This is a genomic window from Pseudomonas sp. AN-B15 (assembly GCF_019056475.1).
Lineage (GTDB): Bacteria > Pseudomonadota > Gammaproteobacteria > Pseudomonadales > Pseudomonadaceae > Aquipseudomonas > Aquipseudomonas parakoreensis.
The window spans coordinates 3897386-3912595 of sequence record NZ_CP049737.1 but is presented as its reverse complement, the minus strand read 5'-3'; the positions used below and the strand labels follow the sequence as shown (position 1 = coordinate 3912595).

The window sequence follows — 15210 nt, the reverse complement described above, 5'->3', positions numbered from 1 at the left end:
AGCATGACCGAGAAAATCGTCTATCAGACCAACCATCTGGGCATCCTCGTCGGTGCTGTGAAGGCTGACGAATCGCCGCTGGAACCAGGCGTGTACATGATCCCCGGCGGCTGCGTGGAAACAGCGCCGCCGCTGATCCCCGAACACAAAGCCGCGTGGTGGAACGGTAGCGCCTGGCAGCTGGTGGACTACTTCGGCGGCGTCGTGGTGTACAACACCGCGACCGGTGAACCGCGCACGCTCGAAGGCTTTGAACCGGTGCCTGCGGGGCACACCATGAACAAGCCCGGGCCAAACCAGATCTGGAGGGACGGGCAATGGGTCGATGACATCGACGCCGTGCTGGCCGCGCTTCAAGACCAAAAGCTTCAGGCGATCGGCGCCGGTTGCGCGACGTACATCGCCGGCGGATTTAACTCCAGCGCCCTGGGCGACGTGCACCGCTACAGCAGCGCCATCGATGACCAGGTGAACCTGAACGCCCAGGTGTTGCTGGGAGTTGATGACGTTTACCCGTGCACCGGCGCCGACCAGGTGCTGGCTTTCCGGCCTCACACTATCGCCCAGTTGCAGAAGGTCAGTCATGACCTGGTGCGCTTTCGTCAGGCTGCCCAGCAGTGCGCGGAGTCGTTGCGTCAGGCTGTGGATAAAGCGCTGAAAGACAAAAACCTCAAGGCCATGAAAGCCATCACCTGGACGCCGCCGGCATGAACTGGGCACCGGTGACGATGCAATGGCCGGAGCAGGCCACGCAATGGATGGGCGGGCTGTCCGCCGCCAAGGATCTGGCCACCGGCGAGCTGGCCAGCACCGCGCAACGGCTGGCCGGTCTGGACGGGCTGGCCAATACCAACCCGGGGCCAGTTGCGGATGCCGCGAAAGGCGCCATTGAAGCCGGTCGGGCGGCGCTGGCCGATCAACTGGGCCAGGTGCCGGCGTGCCTGGTGGTGACGCCGTTTCAAAGTGGCATTGGCCAGGGCCAAGGCTATCAGCGGTTCCTTTCGGCGCCGAACGTGCTGGAACACCTGGCCAGAAAGCTGGAGGACGCGACCGACAACGGGCGTCCGGCGGGGCCGCAATATGCCCTGTCGATTCTGTTCCTGGGCACGCGCCTGGAACAATTGGCCAGCGGCCTGTCGCGGTTCAATGCTTTGCTGCCGATTCCCGACCTGGTGCGCACGGAACGGCGCGCCCATCACCTGATGAAGCTGGAGAGCGACAAGTGGGAGATTCCCGGCGCCGGCCCGCTCCCGCGCTGGCAAGCGCTGCCGCTGGAGCGCTGCACGGTGGTGAAGGCCGCGAAACAGTCCATGGCCGGCCAGTTGGCCGTGCTTGAGGGCTACGCCGCCGACAGCTCGCCGCTGGCCGATCTGGCAGCGCTGGCCGCTCGCAAAGTCGCCCAGCAAAAGGGCCGGGATCAACAACTGGCTGACCTGAAAAACCTGCTGGCCGAGGGCAATCCGGATGTCAGCATTCGCGCACGCCTGATCGGCCCGGGTAACTCCAGCGAGCTGCGCCAGGAGTTGCTGAGCGGTGAAGCGCCGGGGCATGAGTGGGTGCAGTGCGCGGGAATGCTGCTGGTCGGCACCAAGGAAGGGCTGAGTTTTGTACAGGAGCTGGTGGGCCTATGACGCTGTTACTCGACGGGCAAAAAGTGCAGGGGAAGAACCTCAAGGTCACGGCCAATCTGCGTATCGAAAGCGGCGACATGTCCGGGCAGACCAGCAATACCGACAAGGCGCACAAGGGCTTCAAGCCCAAGACGCTGGCCGTGTCGCTGATGATCCCCTTCGTCGATCGGGTGCAGTTGACTGACTTGATGCGCATGGCCGAAGCCACGGCAAGCGGTGGCCAGCTCCATCTGTACCGCGTGGTGAATGACACCGCCGAGGCCTTCGGCGTGCGTCAGGTGGAGTTCTCCGAAGGTGTCAGCGCCCGCGAGGCGGACACCTTAAAAGCCTGGCTGGTGCAATTCACCCTCAGCGAGCGCGAATCGAACCCGGAAAAGGTCGAGGGACGACGCGCCGGCAACAAGGCCGACGCCCAGGGCGCCCCCGGCAGCGCGGTCGGGGAGGGCGGCGGTTCCGGTACCGGCGACAATCCGGAATTGAGCGGATTTGAAAAGGTGCTGGGCCGTGTAGACAAGTGGCTGGGGAGTGAGCAGACGTGAAGCTGCACAAGGTTCTGTCGATCAATGGCGCGCCGGTTGCCCTGGTCAAAGAAGACGTTCGGCTGGACGCCACCAGTCCCGGTCGGGCGAATTTTACGGTGCAGTCTGCCGAGCCGCTGAAAGGGCTGGTGACGCTGGATATCGGCTACAACGATCGGACGCTGCAGCGCCATTTCATCGGCTACGTCGAGCGTTGCACCGCCGCCAACGCGGTGGAACAGGTGCTGTTCTGCCGCGAGCTGGCCGCTGTGCTAGCCAACCCCTTGCCGCTGAATCTGCGTCACGTTGACCTGCGCGCCGTGCTGGCCGCTATCAGTGAGCAGACCGGCCTGCGTTTTCGTGTTCCGGATCAACCCTATGCCGGCATGAAAGCACCGTATTTCTACAGCCTCGCCGCCGGCTACCAGGCGATGGACAGTCTGGCCCGCGTGTTCAGCATTCCGGACTTCACCTGGCACCAGCTGGGCAACGGCGAAGTGTTCGCCGGCAGTTGGGCCGACAGTTTTTTTGGCGCCCGGGCGCCGCTGCAAATCCCCACGGAGCTGTTCGACGGCTACCAGGGCAACCAGAGCGCAATGGTCGCGGCCCTTCCTGGGCTGCGACCAGGTGCAACAATCAACGCCGGCGAGCGCGTCACCAGTGTGGCGCTCGCCAATGACCAGATGGCCATCCGATGGAAGACGCAATTCGCCGCGCTGTAGAGCGCCAATTCCCCGAACTCACCGGCGGTTATCACCTGCCGCGATTCGCCCAGGTCACCGCCGTGGCCGATGCGCCGGCGGACGCTGGCCTGTGCGATGACTTCCGTCCGCGCTACGCCGTGGACATTGTTGTCCTCGGGCCAGACGACGAGCCAGATCCGGCCATCCCGCCGCTGACTGGCGTCCCGTTGCCACTGCCCACCGGTGGCGAGGAAATGGGTATTTACGCCTTTCCCGAGGAAGGCACCCGTGTCGTGGTGTGCTTTGCCTACGGCTTGCCGAACAAGCCCTACATTCAGTCAATCTTGCCGCACGGGCTGAGCATGCCGAGGGTGCCCAAGGGTGATCAGGTATGGCAGCACAGCGGCGCCGCCCAGCAGCGCGTCGATGCCGACGGCAACTGGCTCCGCCAGACTGATGGCAGGATCCGAGATCTGGCGGTCGAGCGTGAAGTTGAAGCCCTGGACAACCGCGAACAGTTCCAGAGCCACACGCAGACGATTGACGACCACTCGACCGAGTCGGTGGGTGGCGTGAAGACGATCGAGGCGCTGGGCGCGCTCAAGCTGCTGTCGGGTGGATCCGCGAGCCTTGCAGCGGTGGATGATCTGCACCAGGCGACCGGCCGGGATCTGAACGTGGTTGTGGGCCAGAAACACAACGCCACGGTGGGGGGCGATATGCATGAGCGGATTGAAGGCTTGCGGCGAAGTGTGGCCAGCAAAGGGCAGCGCCTACAGGCGCCTGAAAGCTGGATCGGCTCAGAAGGCGTGAACCTGTTTCAAGTAGTCTGCGATCTTCTCGACTTGGTAGAGCAGATGAACGAACAGCTGGCCGCACATACGCACGGCCCAACACCGCCACCATCGAATTCGTCGGCATTTTTATTAAACGCCGAAACTTCAAAACAAAAAGGTGACATAGTAAAAGCAATCACACTAAAGCTCTAAAGTGGTATTGTGAACTTCCGCATTCTCAAAAGCACGACTGTACGCATCAAGATGCTCTTCTGAGACATTCATCACGCGTAGCCAACTTACAACACCCTCATCTTCTAAAATCTCGTCTTGCATTATCATCTTGCAAAATCTAGAGCAATTTACTGCCAAACCTATAAGGTTCAACAGATTAACGGCGCGCGTATACATTGGTCCTTTGAAATCCTTTATCTCTACCAAGGCGTCACTTATTTCCTCTAGTCGCGAAATTAACAATTGAATCCAGTATCTTTGCTGGCGACTATATTTGTGAGCTACATCAATAAAGTAAGACTCCAAACATAAAGCACTTATGCTCAATGGAAGATAATTTCCCCTGGCAGGCGTTTTTTTGACGATAAGGCTAATCATTCGTAGAGCCTCTTTATTCAATTCATCCAGAGAATGCTCAATCGCCATGACATCTTCTTCGATGCACATGAGCTTGTTTTTTGCTGCGTTATTTTCTTTGCCACGTCCTGCAAAATAATTTAAAGCAAAACCAAAAACGGCACCTACTAGGGTGCCTAGTATCGGAAGCGCTTTGTCTAAAGTCCCTTTCCCTTGCAATGACGCCTGCAAATACCCCAAACACTGGTTGAAGCTTTCAATATCCATATTCTTCCCTTGCCGAGTATTCATGGTGGTCATTTAAGCTAAAATAACTTGCTGGGCTATTAAATTACAGGTTTCAGTATTTAAATCACATAGTTCATTCTTCACGGCACCACCATGATTGCGCGTAGGCACAACCATCAATGTACTCGATTCCGCTCAGAACAAATCCTGTTACTGCCATACCCGCTAATGTGGCGTCAAGCAAGGGTGGTAAAGGATCCGGATCGAGCGGCATTCCCACCTCAACACGAGCAACGTTGGCTGCGCGGCCTAACTCATGGCTCATCGTGGAATTGACCATGACATTGCCTCTAACCGCCGGATAGCGGCGCCGCTCTTTCGCATCCAGCGCGACACCACGTAACCGCATAGGCGTGACCAATACGCGCATGGTTCCCCCTATTCGTCAGCTTTGAGGTCGAGCAAAGACTCGACGGCGTAGGCAAGCGCAGCGTCCGCTAACTCCAACAAATCACTGAGGTGATCACTATCAATTACATGATCCTGGTGCAGAACATGGGCTTGCCTGAGCAGTGCTTTGTGATGGGCGCCAGGCATCGCCAGCAGCGCCAATTCATCCCGCAGCATTACGTGCCACTGCGCTATCGCGGATGACTCTTGGTTTTCGGTTCCCGCACATTGTTTGTTCATAAGCCATGCTTACAAGAATACTGTATATGCAAACAGTATAGCGGCAGACGAACTCCTCGACACCAGTCGGGCGACTGACGGCGATCGGCGGACGCTTGGTTGCTCGGAGAAATTTAGCTGCAAGAAAAAAACAGCTGAAAAAGCACTTATCCCCCTCCCGCCGACGGGTATTGCGTCCCTTTTTTGTGCAAAGGCCGGAGCGGTGCAACCACCTCCGCTGCCCAGGCCTTCTGCGAGGGCAGTTGACGTTGTAGCGATTGCACGATGTGAAAGGATTTGCAAAGAAATGCAGCAGCTTTGCACTGCACTCAGAACCGACGCTGCCTGCGAAGACAATTCACGAGCCATTGTTTAAAGGGGAATCCTTTAAAAAAGGTGCCTTATCGACATTTTTGGTTTTTGAACAGCTGATTTTGCAACCACTCAAGGTACGATTGAGGTTCGTAACTTTGTTAGCTGAACCCTCGGATTACCGAGGGTTCAGGGTGGTTTTGCGCATTTCAAAAGTGATCACACTATAGGACGACGGTTGCACATGATTTCGGCATGTGCATCCATCGAGATTGGCGCCTGAATCATGCGAGACTTGGAAGGTATCAGAAGTCAATCGTTGAACTTTAGAATATGAGCATATATCTTAGAGCATAGCTCTTGAAGCGGCTCTGGAAGCACCCATTCAGCGGTATTCATTACATCTATTGCCTCGCGACAAAATTTAACTTTATCGTTGATTGTTCCACTTTCATCTGCGAAAACTCGAGGGTTAGATTTTCCTCGTCCCTTCAGGCCAAGGCATTGGTCTAAATGATATCCAATCCCGTAAGGTGATGAAGATATTTCACGGCGAAGTATTTTTTTAAGGTCGGAAATATCAAGGCCTTCAGTTGTTTTTCTTTTCTTTCTCTCGAATATGTTTTTCGCTGTTTCCTCTATGATATTTAGTGGCAGTAGATTCTCAATCTCCTTGCTTGGTAATAGATGGAATCTTTCTGCTAGTTCGCCTTCTAGTGTTTCGCATCTATTACCTTTTCCTTGAATGTCACCGTCCGCTATAAGGAATGCCGAAGCGCAAAGTTTTGATGCATTCAGTCGTTCTGTAGTGTCGCCGTCATCAAAGCCCCAATGACCTAGTGTTCCGCCTTGATATTCAACGAAAGCATAATGGAAGTTTTCTAATAGCCCTTCAAGTTTTATTTTGAAAACTGAGTCTGTCAGGGTGTCTAAATATTTTTTCATTAGTATTTTAAGGTACAGCCGATCCGTTATGCCTTCAACCCAGATGGTCGAGTTGGCTAGATAAACTGAGGAAGCAAGTACCCCAAGGTCTGCTAATAGCTCCCTGTCTCTGGTGCACTCTTGTATGCGAAAACTTGTGCCATTCTCACCATTGCTCTTGGAAACCTTGTGAACAACTACGTCTTGTATGGTTTCCGCCAGGTCGAGTAAATGATTTGAGTGAGTTGTGGCTAGATATTGATGATTCGTATGTTTTAATAAAAAAAGTGCAAGCTTTCTGAGCAGGCCAGGATGCAAGCATGCTTCTGGTTCCTCAATAAAAAATAGAGACGGGTCAGACTGTAAATAAGCAGCGGAAGTAATAATAATCACTTGCTGTAGTCCGTCGCCCAAGTTGAATATTGAGAATTGATCGTCGGCCCCGATTTTTACTGAAACTGTATCTTTTCCATGTTCAGGGATTAATGTTATATGCCTGCCGCCAAAGAACTCGTTTCCCAGTATTCGTTCATATTCTCTGATGCGTTCACGTTGTTCGGGTTGACCCAATAAAAAACGAACTAGCAAGTTGTAGAGGTCAAATCCCGTGGTGATTGTTAGAGGGGCCATTTGCTCGATCGAAAAGTAGTCCTTAAGTGTGCGGTCGCGATAAAGGTCTGACTCACCACCTAAAGGCCTCATACCTCGAAGAATAGGAATGTAATGCCTTTTAGAATTAACGGCCTCATTGCAAGAACTTTTAATTAAACCAATCTCGTTTGTCGGGAGTTCGCGCCTTACTATTCGTTGAATATCGTAGTAAAAATTTATATTTTCACCGCCGGTGTAGGATACGTTGGTGTTTGCGGCATCAATTAATAGCTTTACAAAATTTTCAACGATAATTTTAAATTCTACAGTCGTTACGCATTTGCCATTATAAATTTCCATGAAAGTATTGCAGTCAAATCCCAGAATTTGTTTTCGGAATTCGATGATTTCAAAAATTTCTGGAATGCTTTTGCATGCTTCTCTAAAAGCTGGTCCGCACCCAATTTTTAGATTTTTATCTGGGGTTGCGAATAAATATCGTAGTAGCCTACTTTTGCCGCTATTATTTGGGCCAATAAGCAGGTTCAGCTTTCTTAGTTTAAGATGGTTGTCATCATAAGAATCCGTTTCGTAGTTCTTTATGTCGGTTGACCAGATTTTATCTAAAGCCATTTCTGTTACTCGTAGAATGTGTTGTGCAAATATGAAATAAATTTTTATTGTGGTGCGTTTTGCTATTTACATAATTATGATTTTAGGTTGCACTAGAAATAAGGTCGCGTTATTTTGGAAGTTCTGCGCACTAAATTTATTCATTCGCTTTAAGGCGAGCTAAACCTTGTTTGATAAATCCAGCATTATCACCTATCCGTTCTAGCGAACCACGGACATTATCACCCACTTCAACGAAACCTTGCTGCTCTACGAGTAGCGTCAGTTCCATTATTGCTGCCTCAAGGCCGAGTTGGTTTTCGTAGATTTTTTCGAGAACCACGGAAAGGGAATACTCACTGACCATACCTTCGACTCCATTCGGAAACAAGGAAGCATAGCAGGCGACCCAATGGTTATTTTCAGTTCAAGGCTGGGAAAAAGGTAATTTTGGTAATTCGATGAGAAAAATTGCCTACAACCCTTATAGAACGTGGCTTTGACGCATTACCTTTGAAGGTAATATTTGGTAAGGCCGGAGGTAATATTTCACCAAGTGACTGATTTTAAAGGGTTTTGCAGGTTGGTGAAGTTACTACGACTAAGGGTAATTTTCTAACCTCCCTATTACCCTATTATTACCTTTGCCAAATCACTCTAACCTACTGATTCTATTATGTTTTTATCACTATAAAAATGAAAATTACCAAAATTACCTTTTTCCTAGGGGTCAACCTGAAAACGGAGTGAAGCACAGACGGGGTGATTCGCTGGCCTTCCATGCGCGCTGTTTTAACTCTCACGAAACACGCCTGAGCCGACGATAGACAGTGCCAGGATTGGAGCCGAGATCCGCTGCTTAAAATTTGCTAAAGCAGTCGACAGAGGGATGGGACTAGGAGGGAGAAGAACGGAGCTGGTACGCAACTGGTACGCGGGCTGGTGGTGAGGCGTTTGGGCCTTTATTTGCGGGAGGTGAAAGAAGGGTCAGTTCGATCCATCACTGGAGCGACGTACAGCGCTGGAAAAGGATCGTATTTGCTCTCTGCACTAGTGACGTTATCCCGAACAATCAGCGTATTTTTGAAGCTTTTTTGAGTGAAAATGCGCCTGTTTAAATGAGGCCTATCTTTGCAGTCCTGCTCCTACACCACCTTGCGCCTCCCCCTACACCTAAGACAGAATCCGCCGGCTTGTGCGTCTAGCTCGCGGGTTCTATCGTCCCTATGTCACTGAAAACCAGTGATCGGGTTTGGTAGCCCGCCTCCGTCAGAAGCACAAGACTACTGTCTTGCGAGGGCGTTTCTCGTCTTCGTTTTATGGTGGTCATGCGCGGGGCGTCTTCGGATGCGCCGGGGTTCCTGACGACCGGTCTACCAACCTGCGTATGGCCTCCACCCTTCGTTTGGTAGCGAGAGTGATGGCTCCTTTTCGTTTATCCGTCAGGAGTTACACCATGTTCAAACCAACACCCAACCCACCCGAAACCAACCCCGCATCCCCCTACGAATCCCTCGATTCCCGCAAACTCCACGAAGCCGCCGAGCGCGCCCTTGATCACTACCTCACTCCAGCCAGCCAGATCATGGCCAGCGGTGATCAATCCAGACCGATGTTCCTCGCCAATCCGGCCTACGACACTGAATCCCTGCTCGCCAACGCCAGTGAATCTCTGGGTTCCGCCACGACCATGCTCAACGATTTCGCCGCGTTGCTGGATGTCTCGCACCGCAAGACGCTGCTGGGCATTGCGCAGGTGGTGATGTTGGGAGAGCTGGCGGTGAATCAGGCGTTGGACAACGTCGAGCTCAAGGCGTAGATCGCGGCCCTCCGTGGCGAGCGGCCAGGTCGTGGTCGCGGAGGGCGCTCAGTCGATGCGCAAACCAACCGCCGAAATGGCAGGTTTCAGCCTGATTTCGCAGCAATAGCGATGTGCCACAAAAAGTGATGGCAATGCGTCATCACGCGCTCAAAAAAGTTCAACGATTATACAAAAATATAAAGTTGTACAACTTTTCCCAAAATTTATAGCATCCGTTCCAACACCTTTGCTGAAACGATAAATCCAGCGTCAGTCCTGGATTTGTCCGCTAGTGCGTGGGCCGTCAGTACGGTTTTTCGCATTGGCCAGTTGCAGCCGGGTCAGTGGAAGCTGCCCGTATTTCGCCCAGGACGACGACCCCGAATATGAGCGGTAACTCCGGTTATCAGAGATCTACTTTTTGTGCCTGACGCTGAATCGCGTCAGGGCGTTAGAGGCTGAACATGGCAGAAGCATCGAATTTCCTGGGCAACATCAAGGTTTCCCGAAAGTTGGGGGCCGGGTTTGGCGTTCTGTTGCTGGCGGTGGGGGCGGTGGCCTTCATTGGCTACAGCAGCAGCAATGTGTTGGTGGATCGCCTGGACACCACGCGTCTGATCGGCACGCTCAACGATGCGACGCAGGACATGCGTCTGTCGGAGAAGCAATACGAAGCGGCGGCGGATGTCACTTATGCCGAGGCTTATCAGTCGCAGTTGAATGTGTTGCAAGGGCTGATCGCCAAGGCCTTGCAGACTCTGACGCGGGCGGAAAACCAGCAGGCCTTGAAGCGTTTGCAGGACACCACGCTGGCTTACGATCAGCAGGTCAAGCGCCTGGTCGAGGCGGACAAGGCGACCAGCGAAGCGCTGAAACCGTTGGGGGCGATGTCGGACAAGTACGCCGAGACCTTCAACAGGCTGTTCGAGAGCGCCACGGCCAGTGCGTTGGCGTCAGTCGACAGTGCGCGGGTGGCGGACTTGCGCACGGTGGCGGATCTGCGCAATGGCATGACGATGTTTCGTCTGATGCTGCGGCGTTATATCGCGGTGCCGAGTGAGGCCAACAAGCAGGTGCTGCTGGACACCACCGATACGTTTCTGACGGACATGGGCAAGGCGCGTAGCGGGTTGCCGGCAGCCTTGTCGAGTCAGCTTGAGGAGGCGCAGGCCGGGATCCGGCGGTATCGCGAGGTGCTGGTGGAGGTTGCCGCGCTGTTCGAGCAGAAGCAGAGCCTGCGCCAGCAGGTGGATCAACAGAGCCAGGCGATGGACAGCATCATGACCGGGCTGATGGACACCCAGCAGCGTCTGGCGCGGGACGATCAACATCGTGCGTTTATCCAGATTGCCGTGCTGACCGTGCTGGCGCTGGTAGTCGGTTTGTTGGCTGCGGTGTTGATCTCGCGGCAGATCACCGGGCCGCTGGCGCTGACGGTGGAACTGGCGCGGCGGATTGCCAAGGGCGATCTGACGGTGCAAGCCAAATCCAGCCGCAAGGATGAGTTGGGCGATCTGCAAAACGCGATGCAGGACATGGCGCAAAGTCTCAACACACTGGTGCAGGGGATCGGTAACGGCGTGACGCATATTTCGACGTCGGCCGAGAAGCTTTCGGCGATGAGCGAGCAGACCAGCGCCGGTGTGCGCCAGCAGAAGGTCGAGGTCGATCAGGTCGCCACGGCGATGCACGAAATGGCCTCGACGGTGCAGGAGGTCGCGCGCAACACCACCGACGCGTCCGCCGCCGCAACTCTGGCCGATCAGCAGGCACGTCACGGCAGCGCGGTGGTCAAGCAGGCGACTGTGCAGATCAGCGAACTGTCGGTGGCAATCGAGGACCTGGGCGCGGCGATGAACGTGCTGTCCCAGGACAGTGAGCAGATCGGCAAGGTCATCGATGTGATCAAGGCTGTCGCCGAGCAGACCAATCTGTTGGCGCTGAACGCGGCGATTGAAGCGGCGCGGGCGGGGGAGCAGGGCCGTGGTTTTGCCGTGGTTGCCGATGAAGTGCGCTCGCTGGCGCAGCGCACCCAGGATTCGACCAAGGAAATCGAAGCGCTGATTGTCACCTTGCAGCAGGGCACGCAAGCGGCCTCTACACTGATGACATCCAGCCGCGAACGCACGCTGGACACCGTGGTGCTGGCGCAGAAGGCCGAGCAGGCGATCACCGAGATCAACCAGTCGATCGGTACGATCCAGCAAATGAGCCTGCAGATTTCCGCCGCCGCCGAGCAGCAAAGTGCGGTGGCCGATGAGATCAATCGCAGCATCGTCAGCGTGCGCGATGTGGCTGATCAGTCGGCCGTCGCCAGCGAAGAAAGTGCTGCCGCGACCCTTGAGCTGGCGTCGCTGGGGCAGGACTTGCAACGCATGACGGCGCATTTCCGCACCTGATGGCATTTCGCAATGAACTTGGCCGGAATTGACCGGTCAGCCTGTATAAGCGGGGGCCGCCACGCGGCGCCACCCGGTCCGTGCAGTGATTTTTTCTGGGCCATGGATGGTTGCAACCCGCTCTCAGGGGGCGTCATGACCAATACACCCATTTTCCCCCAGCCCAGCGGGGGGTGCCAAGGCTGCCGGCAAAAAGGCGAGGCCGACATGGCGTTCTCGTTCGCGTTCCAGCCGATTGTCGATGTGCGTGATCAATCGACCTTCGCCCACGAGGCGTTGGTCCGGGGCGTGCAGGGCGAAGGGGCGCTGTCGGTGCTGCAGCAGGTCGATGACCAGAACCGCTATCGCTTCGATCAATTGTGCCGCGTGCGGGCGATCTCCACCGCCGCGCAGTTGGGCCTCACCGGTTTTCTCTCGATCAACTTCCTGCCCAACGCGGTTTATCGCCCGGACCTGTGCATCCGCAGCACGCTGGAGGCGGCGCGTGCGCATGCGTTTCCGCTTGAGCGGCTGATCTTCGAAGCGGTCGAGGGCGAGCACGTCGAAAGCAACAAGCACTTGATGAACATCCTGCGTGAGTACCGCGAGTTTGGCTTCAAGACCGCCATTGATGACTTCGGTGCGGGGTATTCCGGGTTGAATCTGCTGGCGGACTTTCAACCGGATCTGATCAAACTGGACATGGCGCTGATTCGCGGTATTCACCGCGACCGTGTCCGTCAGGCGATTGTGCGGGGCGTGGTGGGCATGTGTACCGAACTGGGGATCGAGGTAATTGCCGAGGGCATCGAGCACCCGGAAGAGCGGGATTTCCTGGCCGATTGCGGGATTTATCTGATGCAGGGATTCTGGTTCGCCAAACCAGCATTCGAGGCGATGGCGCAGATTCCTGCCGGGGCGTGGCGGGCGGTGTGATGCGAAGCTGAACCCGTGCTGTCGATCAGCCAGGTTTCATCTTGCCGGGCGCGGTGAACGCCTACGATGCGTGCACAAGATCATCCCAAGGGGAGCCGTACCATGCGCGCCGCTGTCGTCAAAGTGCTGTTGATCGCTGCAACTGTCTCGGTATTGAGTGCCTGTTCGGGCGCCGGTGGCTTGACCACCACCAGTTGTTTTTCTGCGGATTGTCAGTCGCCCGAAGGGCGCAGTCATGCCACGACCCTGAAGTTTGGCGGCAACAGCATTGGCAGCAGCTTGAATCAGTACAGCTCCGGGATGTTGCATGATGACTGATGGATTTTGTGGCTGAGAATCAATGTGGCGAGGGAGCTTGCTCCCGCTGGGTCGCGAAGCGGCCCCTCAAAAGAAGGCCTGCTGCGCAGTCCAGCGGGAGCAATCTCCCTCGCCACAACTGTTTGTGCCTGGACGATTACTGCGGCACTGCCAGCCACTCACCAATGACCTTCTGATAACTGCCAGTGACTTTGCTCAAATGCAGCCACTGATCGACGTACAGCTTCCAGCTGATGTCATCGCGCGGCAGCAGATACGCCTTCTCGCCATACTGCATGTACTGATGTGGATTCACCGCACACAACCCCGGTTTGAGTTTCTGCTGATACAGCGCTTCCGAGGCGTCGGTGATCATCACGTCGGCCTGGTTGTCGAGCAGTTGCTGGAAGATCGTCACGTTGTCGTGCAGGGCCAGTTGCGCCTTGGGCAGGAAGGCGTGGACGAAGGCTTCGTTGGTACCGCCGGCCGGTTCCACCAGACGTACGTCTGGCTGGTTGATCTGCTCGATGGTCTGGTATTTGGCCTGCTCGGCGCAGCGCACCAGCGGGATCTTGCCGTCGCTGTCGAGGGTGTTGCTGAAGAAGGCTTTTTTCTGCCGTTCCAGCGTCACCGAAATGCCGCCCATGCCGATGTCGCACTTGCCGGCCTGCATGTCCGACATCAGGGTTTTCCAAGTGGTCTGCACCCACTCGACTTTGACCCCGAGGCTGTCGGCCAGCGAGCGCGCCATGGCGATGTCGATGCCTTCAAATTCGCCGTCGGCGCGCTTGAAGGTGTAGGGCTTGTAGTCGCCGGTGGTGCAGACGCGCAGTTGGCCTTGTTGCTGGATGCTGTCGAGGTGCGAAGTGGCTTCCTGGGCTTGCACACCTGCGGCCAGGGTCAGCGCGCCGCAAAGGATCATCGTGCTTTTTAGAATAGTCATGAACATCGGGCTTCTGCAGAGGACGGTGAGCCAGTGTAGTGAAAGGCCTTCGCGGGTGTCATCCCGCGTCCGGACTCAACGTGCCGAGCCACGCCACCAGCGCCACGATCAGCAGGGCCATGCCCAGTTCCAGCAGCACACTGCGCCTGAGTGCGTTCGCCGCGATGACGTGCTGTCCATCGCGTAGTGATCGCGCCAGCGCCGGCCCAAGGTGGAAGCGGTTCAGCGCGGCCAATACCAGCATCCCGGCAAACAGCACGACCTTGATCGCCAGCAATACGCCGTAAGTGCCGAGCAGCACGTCATCCAGCCTCGGGCCGACGATGAACAGGTAATTCACCACGCCGCTCACTGAGAGCGTCAGCACAATCGTCGCGCCGACCCATTCGAAGCGTTTCACCGCCTCAGCCAGCAGGCGAATCCGCGCTTCATCCACGCGACCCCTTGCCAGCAGCACCAGCGCCAGCATCCCCCCCAACCACGCACCCGCCGCCAGCAGATGCAGGATGTCGCTGAGGAAATGCCAGACCCGCAGCGAGCCCTCGTCCATGGCCCCGTGCCCACTCCACGCAAGGGAGCTGAGGACAACCGCGCCGGCCGTCGACGCGAGCCACTTCCCCGGCTGAATCAGCACCACGATCAGCGCAATCATGCGCAGCGCCCACGCCAGCCCGACGTCCGTTTCCAGCAGCATCATCTGCAGATGTGGCCAGAGCGCGGCGAGTTCGGTTTCGCCACTCATGGTGCTTGTCATCAGCACCAGTCCAGCCACTGACAGCAGTGCCCCGATCAACGCCAGTCCACGCAGCATCGGGCCAGACCGCAGGTCGGCGTTGGCGCTGTACAGCGTAAACAACCCCACCCCGAACAACAGCAGCAAATCCACATACAACGCCAGGCGCAGAATGATGTTGATCAGTTCTGCCATCGCTCACTTCACTTTGAACGTGACGTTGCCGGTGATCGGGTGCGTGTCGGACGACACCGCGCGCCACTCGACCTGGTAGGTGCCGGCGGGCAACGGCACGAGCGGGGTGACGAGCATGGATTTCGGGTCGCTGCCAGCGCTGACTCTGGCCTTCATCGGCATCGGTGAATGGGCCATGCCGGGCATCTCGGTCATCACCAGTTTGGCGCCGGAGAACCGGGTCAGCAGGTTTTCGGAGAAGTGCAGCTCGATCTTGTCCGGCGCTGCGCCGTCAGCACCTTCGGCCGGGGTTGATGACAGCAGTTTCGGGTGGGCCTGGGCGAGGGTGCTCAAGAGCAATCCGCTGGCGAGTGCCAAGGTGATATTCATTGTGCGCATGCAAGACTCCAGGT

17 protein-coding genes are annotated in these 15210 nt (G+C 56.0%); 9 read left to right on the top strand and 8 right to left on the bottom strand.

Features of this window, described 5'->3' with window-relative positions; all coding sequences use genetic code 11:
- Positions 1-3 precede the first annotated feature (3 nt).
- The 5 genes from GTQ41_RS17610 to GTQ41_RS17590 are packed head-to-tail and all read left to right on the top strand — an operon-like array spanning position 4 to position 3821.
- Complete coding sequence (locus tag GTQ41_RS17610) at positions 4-711, top strand: hypothetical protein (protein WP_047293161.1); 708 nt, start codon at positions 4-6, stop codon at positions 709-711.
- Positions 708-1631 (top strand): hypothetical protein, encoded by a 924-nt coding sequence (locus tag GTQ41_RS17605; protein ID WP_047293162.1) that lies wholly within the window; start codon positions 708-710, stop codon positions 1629-1631. Before GTQ41_RS17610 ends, GTQ41_RS17605 begins: the two co-directional genes overlap by 4 nt.
- Complete coding sequence (locus tag GTQ41_RS17600; protein WP_047293163.1) at positions 1628-2170, top strand: hypothetical protein; 543 nt, start codon at positions 1628-1630, stop codon at positions 2168-2170. Before GTQ41_RS17605 ends, GTQ41_RS17600 begins: the two co-directional genes overlap by 4 nt.
- On the top strand, positions 2167-2871 hold the full coding sequence (locus GTQ41_RS17595; RefSeq protein ID WP_047293164.1) for a hypothetical protein: 705 nt from the start codon (positions 2167-2169) through the stop codon (positions 2869-2871). Before GTQ41_RS17600 ends, GTQ41_RS17595 begins: the two co-directional genes overlap by 4 nt.
- A complete protein-coding gene (locus GTQ41_RS17590; RefSeq protein WP_047293165.1) occupies positions 2844-3821 on the top strand; it encodes a hypothetical protein in 978 nt (325 codons plus the stop codon). The genes GTQ41_RS17595 and GTQ41_RS17590 overlap by 28 nt, the downstream gene beginning before the upstream one ends.
- Here the strand turns inward: GTQ41_RS17590 and GTQ41_RS17585 are convergent.
- The 5 genes from GTQ41_RS17585 to GTQ41_RS17565 all read right to left on the bottom strand — a co-directional run bounded on the left by GTQ41_RS17585 (position 3810) and on the right by GTQ41_RS17565 (position 7902).
- Entirely contained in the window at positions 3810-4466 is a 657-nt protein-coding gene (locus GTQ41_RS17585; protein WP_047293166.1) for a hypothetical protein, read from the bottom strand. The two genes, GTQ41_RS17590 and GTQ41_RS17585, sit on opposite strands and share 12 nt — an antisense overlap.
- Positions 4467-4560: 94 nt before the next feature.
- Positions 4561-4857, bottom strand: coding sequence for a hypothetical protein (locus GTQ41_RS17580; protein ID WP_080963261.1), 297 nt, complete (start codon positions 4855-4857; stop codon positions 4561-4563).
- Between the two features lie 8 nt (positions 4858-4865).
- Positions 4866-5117: a hypothetical protein gene (locus tag GTQ41_RS17575; protein ID WP_047293167.1), complete on the bottom strand. Its 252-nt coding sequence runs from the start codon at positions 5115-5117 to the stop codon at positions 4866-4868.
- 603 nt (positions 5118-5720) lie between these two features.
- Complete coding sequence (locus tag GTQ41_RS17570; RefSeq protein WP_052912721.1) at positions 5721-7556, bottom strand: AAA family ATPase; 1836 nt, start codon at positions 7554-7556, stop codon at positions 5721-5723.
- Positions 7557-7692: 136 nt separating this feature from the next.
- Positions 7693-7902 (bottom strand): hypothetical protein, encoded by a 210-nt coding sequence (locus tag GTQ41_RS17565; RefSeq protein ID WP_047293168.1) that lies wholly within the window; start codon positions 7900-7902, stop codon positions 7693-7695.
- Positions 7903-8991: 1089 nt separating this feature from the next.
- Here GTQ41_RS17565 and GTQ41_RS17560 point away from each other — a divergent pair.
- The 4 genes from GTQ41_RS17560 to GTQ41_RS17545 all read left to right on the top strand — a co-directional run bounded on the left by GTQ41_RS17560 (position 8992) and on the right by GTQ41_RS17545 (position 12968).
- Positions 8992-9354, top strand: a complete 363-nt coding sequence (locus GTQ41_RS17560; protein WP_047293169.1) for a DUF6124 family protein — start codon at positions 8992-8994, stop codon at positions 9352-9354.
- A 446-nt stretch (positions 9355-9800) separates the two neighbouring features.
- On the top strand, positions 9801-11735 hold the full coding sequence (locus tag GTQ41_RS17555; protein WP_047293170.1) for a methyl-accepting chemotaxis protein: 1935 nt from the start codon (positions 9801-9803) through the stop codon (positions 11733-11735).
- Positions 11736-11942: 207 nt separating this feature from the next.
- A complete protein-coding gene (locus GTQ41_RS17550) occupies positions 11943-12650 on the top strand; it encodes an EAL domain-containing protein (protein ID WP_230679365.1) in 708 nt (235 codons plus the stop codon).
- 102 nt (positions 12651-12752) lie between these two features.
- Positions 12753-12968, top strand: a complete 216-nt coding sequence (locus GTQ41_RS17545; RefSeq protein ID WP_047293172.1) for a hypothetical protein — start codon at positions 12753-12755, stop codon at positions 12966-12968.
- 136 nt (positions 12969-13104) lie between these two features.
- Here GTQ41_RS17545 and GTQ41_RS17540 read toward each other — a convergent pair whose 3' ends face one another.
- From GTQ41_RS17540 to copC, 3 genes are read right to left on the bottom strand one after another with little or no spacing between them, the layout of a single operon-like run.
- Positions 13105-13890: a transporter substrate-binding domain-containing protein gene (locus tag GTQ41_RS17540; protein WP_080963263.1), complete on the bottom strand. Its 786-nt coding sequence runs from the start codon at positions 13888-13890 to the stop codon at positions 13105-13107.
- A gap of 58 nt (positions 13891-13948) precedes the next feature.
- Positions 13949-14818: a copper homeostasis membrane protein CopD gene (gene copD, locus GTQ41_RS17535; RefSeq protein WP_047293174.1), complete on the bottom strand. Its 870-nt coding sequence runs from the start codon at positions 14816-14818 to the stop codon at positions 13949-13951.
- Between the two features lie 3 nt (positions 14819-14821).
- Complete coding sequence (copC, locus tag GTQ41_RS17530; RefSeq protein ID WP_047293175.1) at positions 14822-15196, bottom strand: copper homeostasis periplasmic binding protein CopC; 375 nt, start codon at positions 15194-15196, stop codon at positions 14822-14824.
- Positions 15197-15210: the final 14 nt, after the last annotated feature.

What these genes read in the sequence shown, in the direction of transcription:
- GTQ41_RS17540 (WP_080963263.1), bottom strand. Translation starts at nt 13,890, where the DNA reads ATGACTATTCTAAAAAGCACGATGATCCTTTGCGGCGCGCTGACCCTG.
- GTQ41_RS17570 (WP_052912721.1), bottom strand. Translation starts at nt 7,556, where the DNA reads ATGGCTTTAGATAAAATCTGGTCAACCGACATAAAGAACTACGAAACG.
- GTQ41_RS17585 (WP_047293166.1), bottom strand. Translation starts at nt 4,466, where the DNA reads ATGGATATTGAAAGCTTCAACCAGTGTTTGGGGTATTTGCAGGCGTCA.
- copD (WP_047293174.1), bottom strand. Translation starts at nt 14,818, where the DNA reads ATGGCAGAACTGATCAACATCATTCTGCGCCTGGCGTTGTATGTGGAT.
- GTQ41_RS17580 (WP_080963261.1), bottom strand. Translation starts at nt 4,857, where the DNA reads ATGCGCGTATTGGTCACGCCTATGCGGTTACGTGGTGTCGCGCTGGAT.
- GTQ41_RS17605 (WP_047293162.1), top strand. Translation starts at nt 708, where the DNA reads ATGAACTGGGCACCGGTGACGATGCAATGGCCGGAGCAGGCCACGCAA.
- GTQ41_RS17590 (WP_047293165.1), top strand. Translation starts at nt 2,844, where the DNA reads ATGGAAGACGCAATTCGCCGCGCTGTAGAGCGCCAATTCCCCGAACTC.
- GTQ41_RS17565 (WP_047293168.1), bottom strand. Translation starts at nt 7,902, where the DNA reads ATGGTCAGTGAGTATTCCCTTTCCGTGGTTCTCGAAAAAATCTACGAA.
- GTQ41_RS17555 (WP_047293170.1), top strand. Translation starts at nt 9,801, where the DNA reads ATGGCAGAAGCATCGAATTTCCTGGGCAACATCAAGGTTTCCCGAAAG.
- GTQ41_RS17575 (WP_047293167.1), bottom strand. Translation starts at nt 5,117, where the DNA reads ATGAACAAACAATGTGCGGGAACCGAAAACCAAGAGTCATCCGCGATA.
- GTQ41_RS17545 (WP_047293172.1), top strand. Translation starts at nt 12,753, where the DNA reads ATGCGCGCCGCTGTCGTCAAAGTGCTGTTGATCGCTGCAACTGTCTCG.
- GTQ41_RS17550 (WP_230679365.1), top strand. Translation starts at nt 11,943, where the DNA reads ATGGCGTTCTCGTTCGCGTTCCAGCCGATTGTCGATGTGCGTGATCAA.
- GTQ41_RS17600 (WP_047293163.1), top strand. Translation starts at nt 1,628, where the DNA reads ATGACGCTGTTACTCGACGGGCAAAAAGTGCAGGGGAAGAACCTCAAG.
- GTQ41_RS17610 (WP_047293161.1), top strand. Translation starts at nt 4, where the DNA reads ATGACCGAGAAAATCGTCTATCAGACCAACCATCTGGGCATCCTCGTC.
- GTQ41_RS17560 (WP_047293169.1), top strand. Translation starts at nt 8,992, where the DNA reads ATGTTCAAACCAACACCCAACCCACCCGAAACCAACCCCGCATCCCCC.
- copC (WP_047293175.1), bottom strand. Translation starts at nt 15,196, where the DNA reads ATGCGCACAATGAATATCACCTTGGCACTCGCCAGCGGATTGCTCTTG.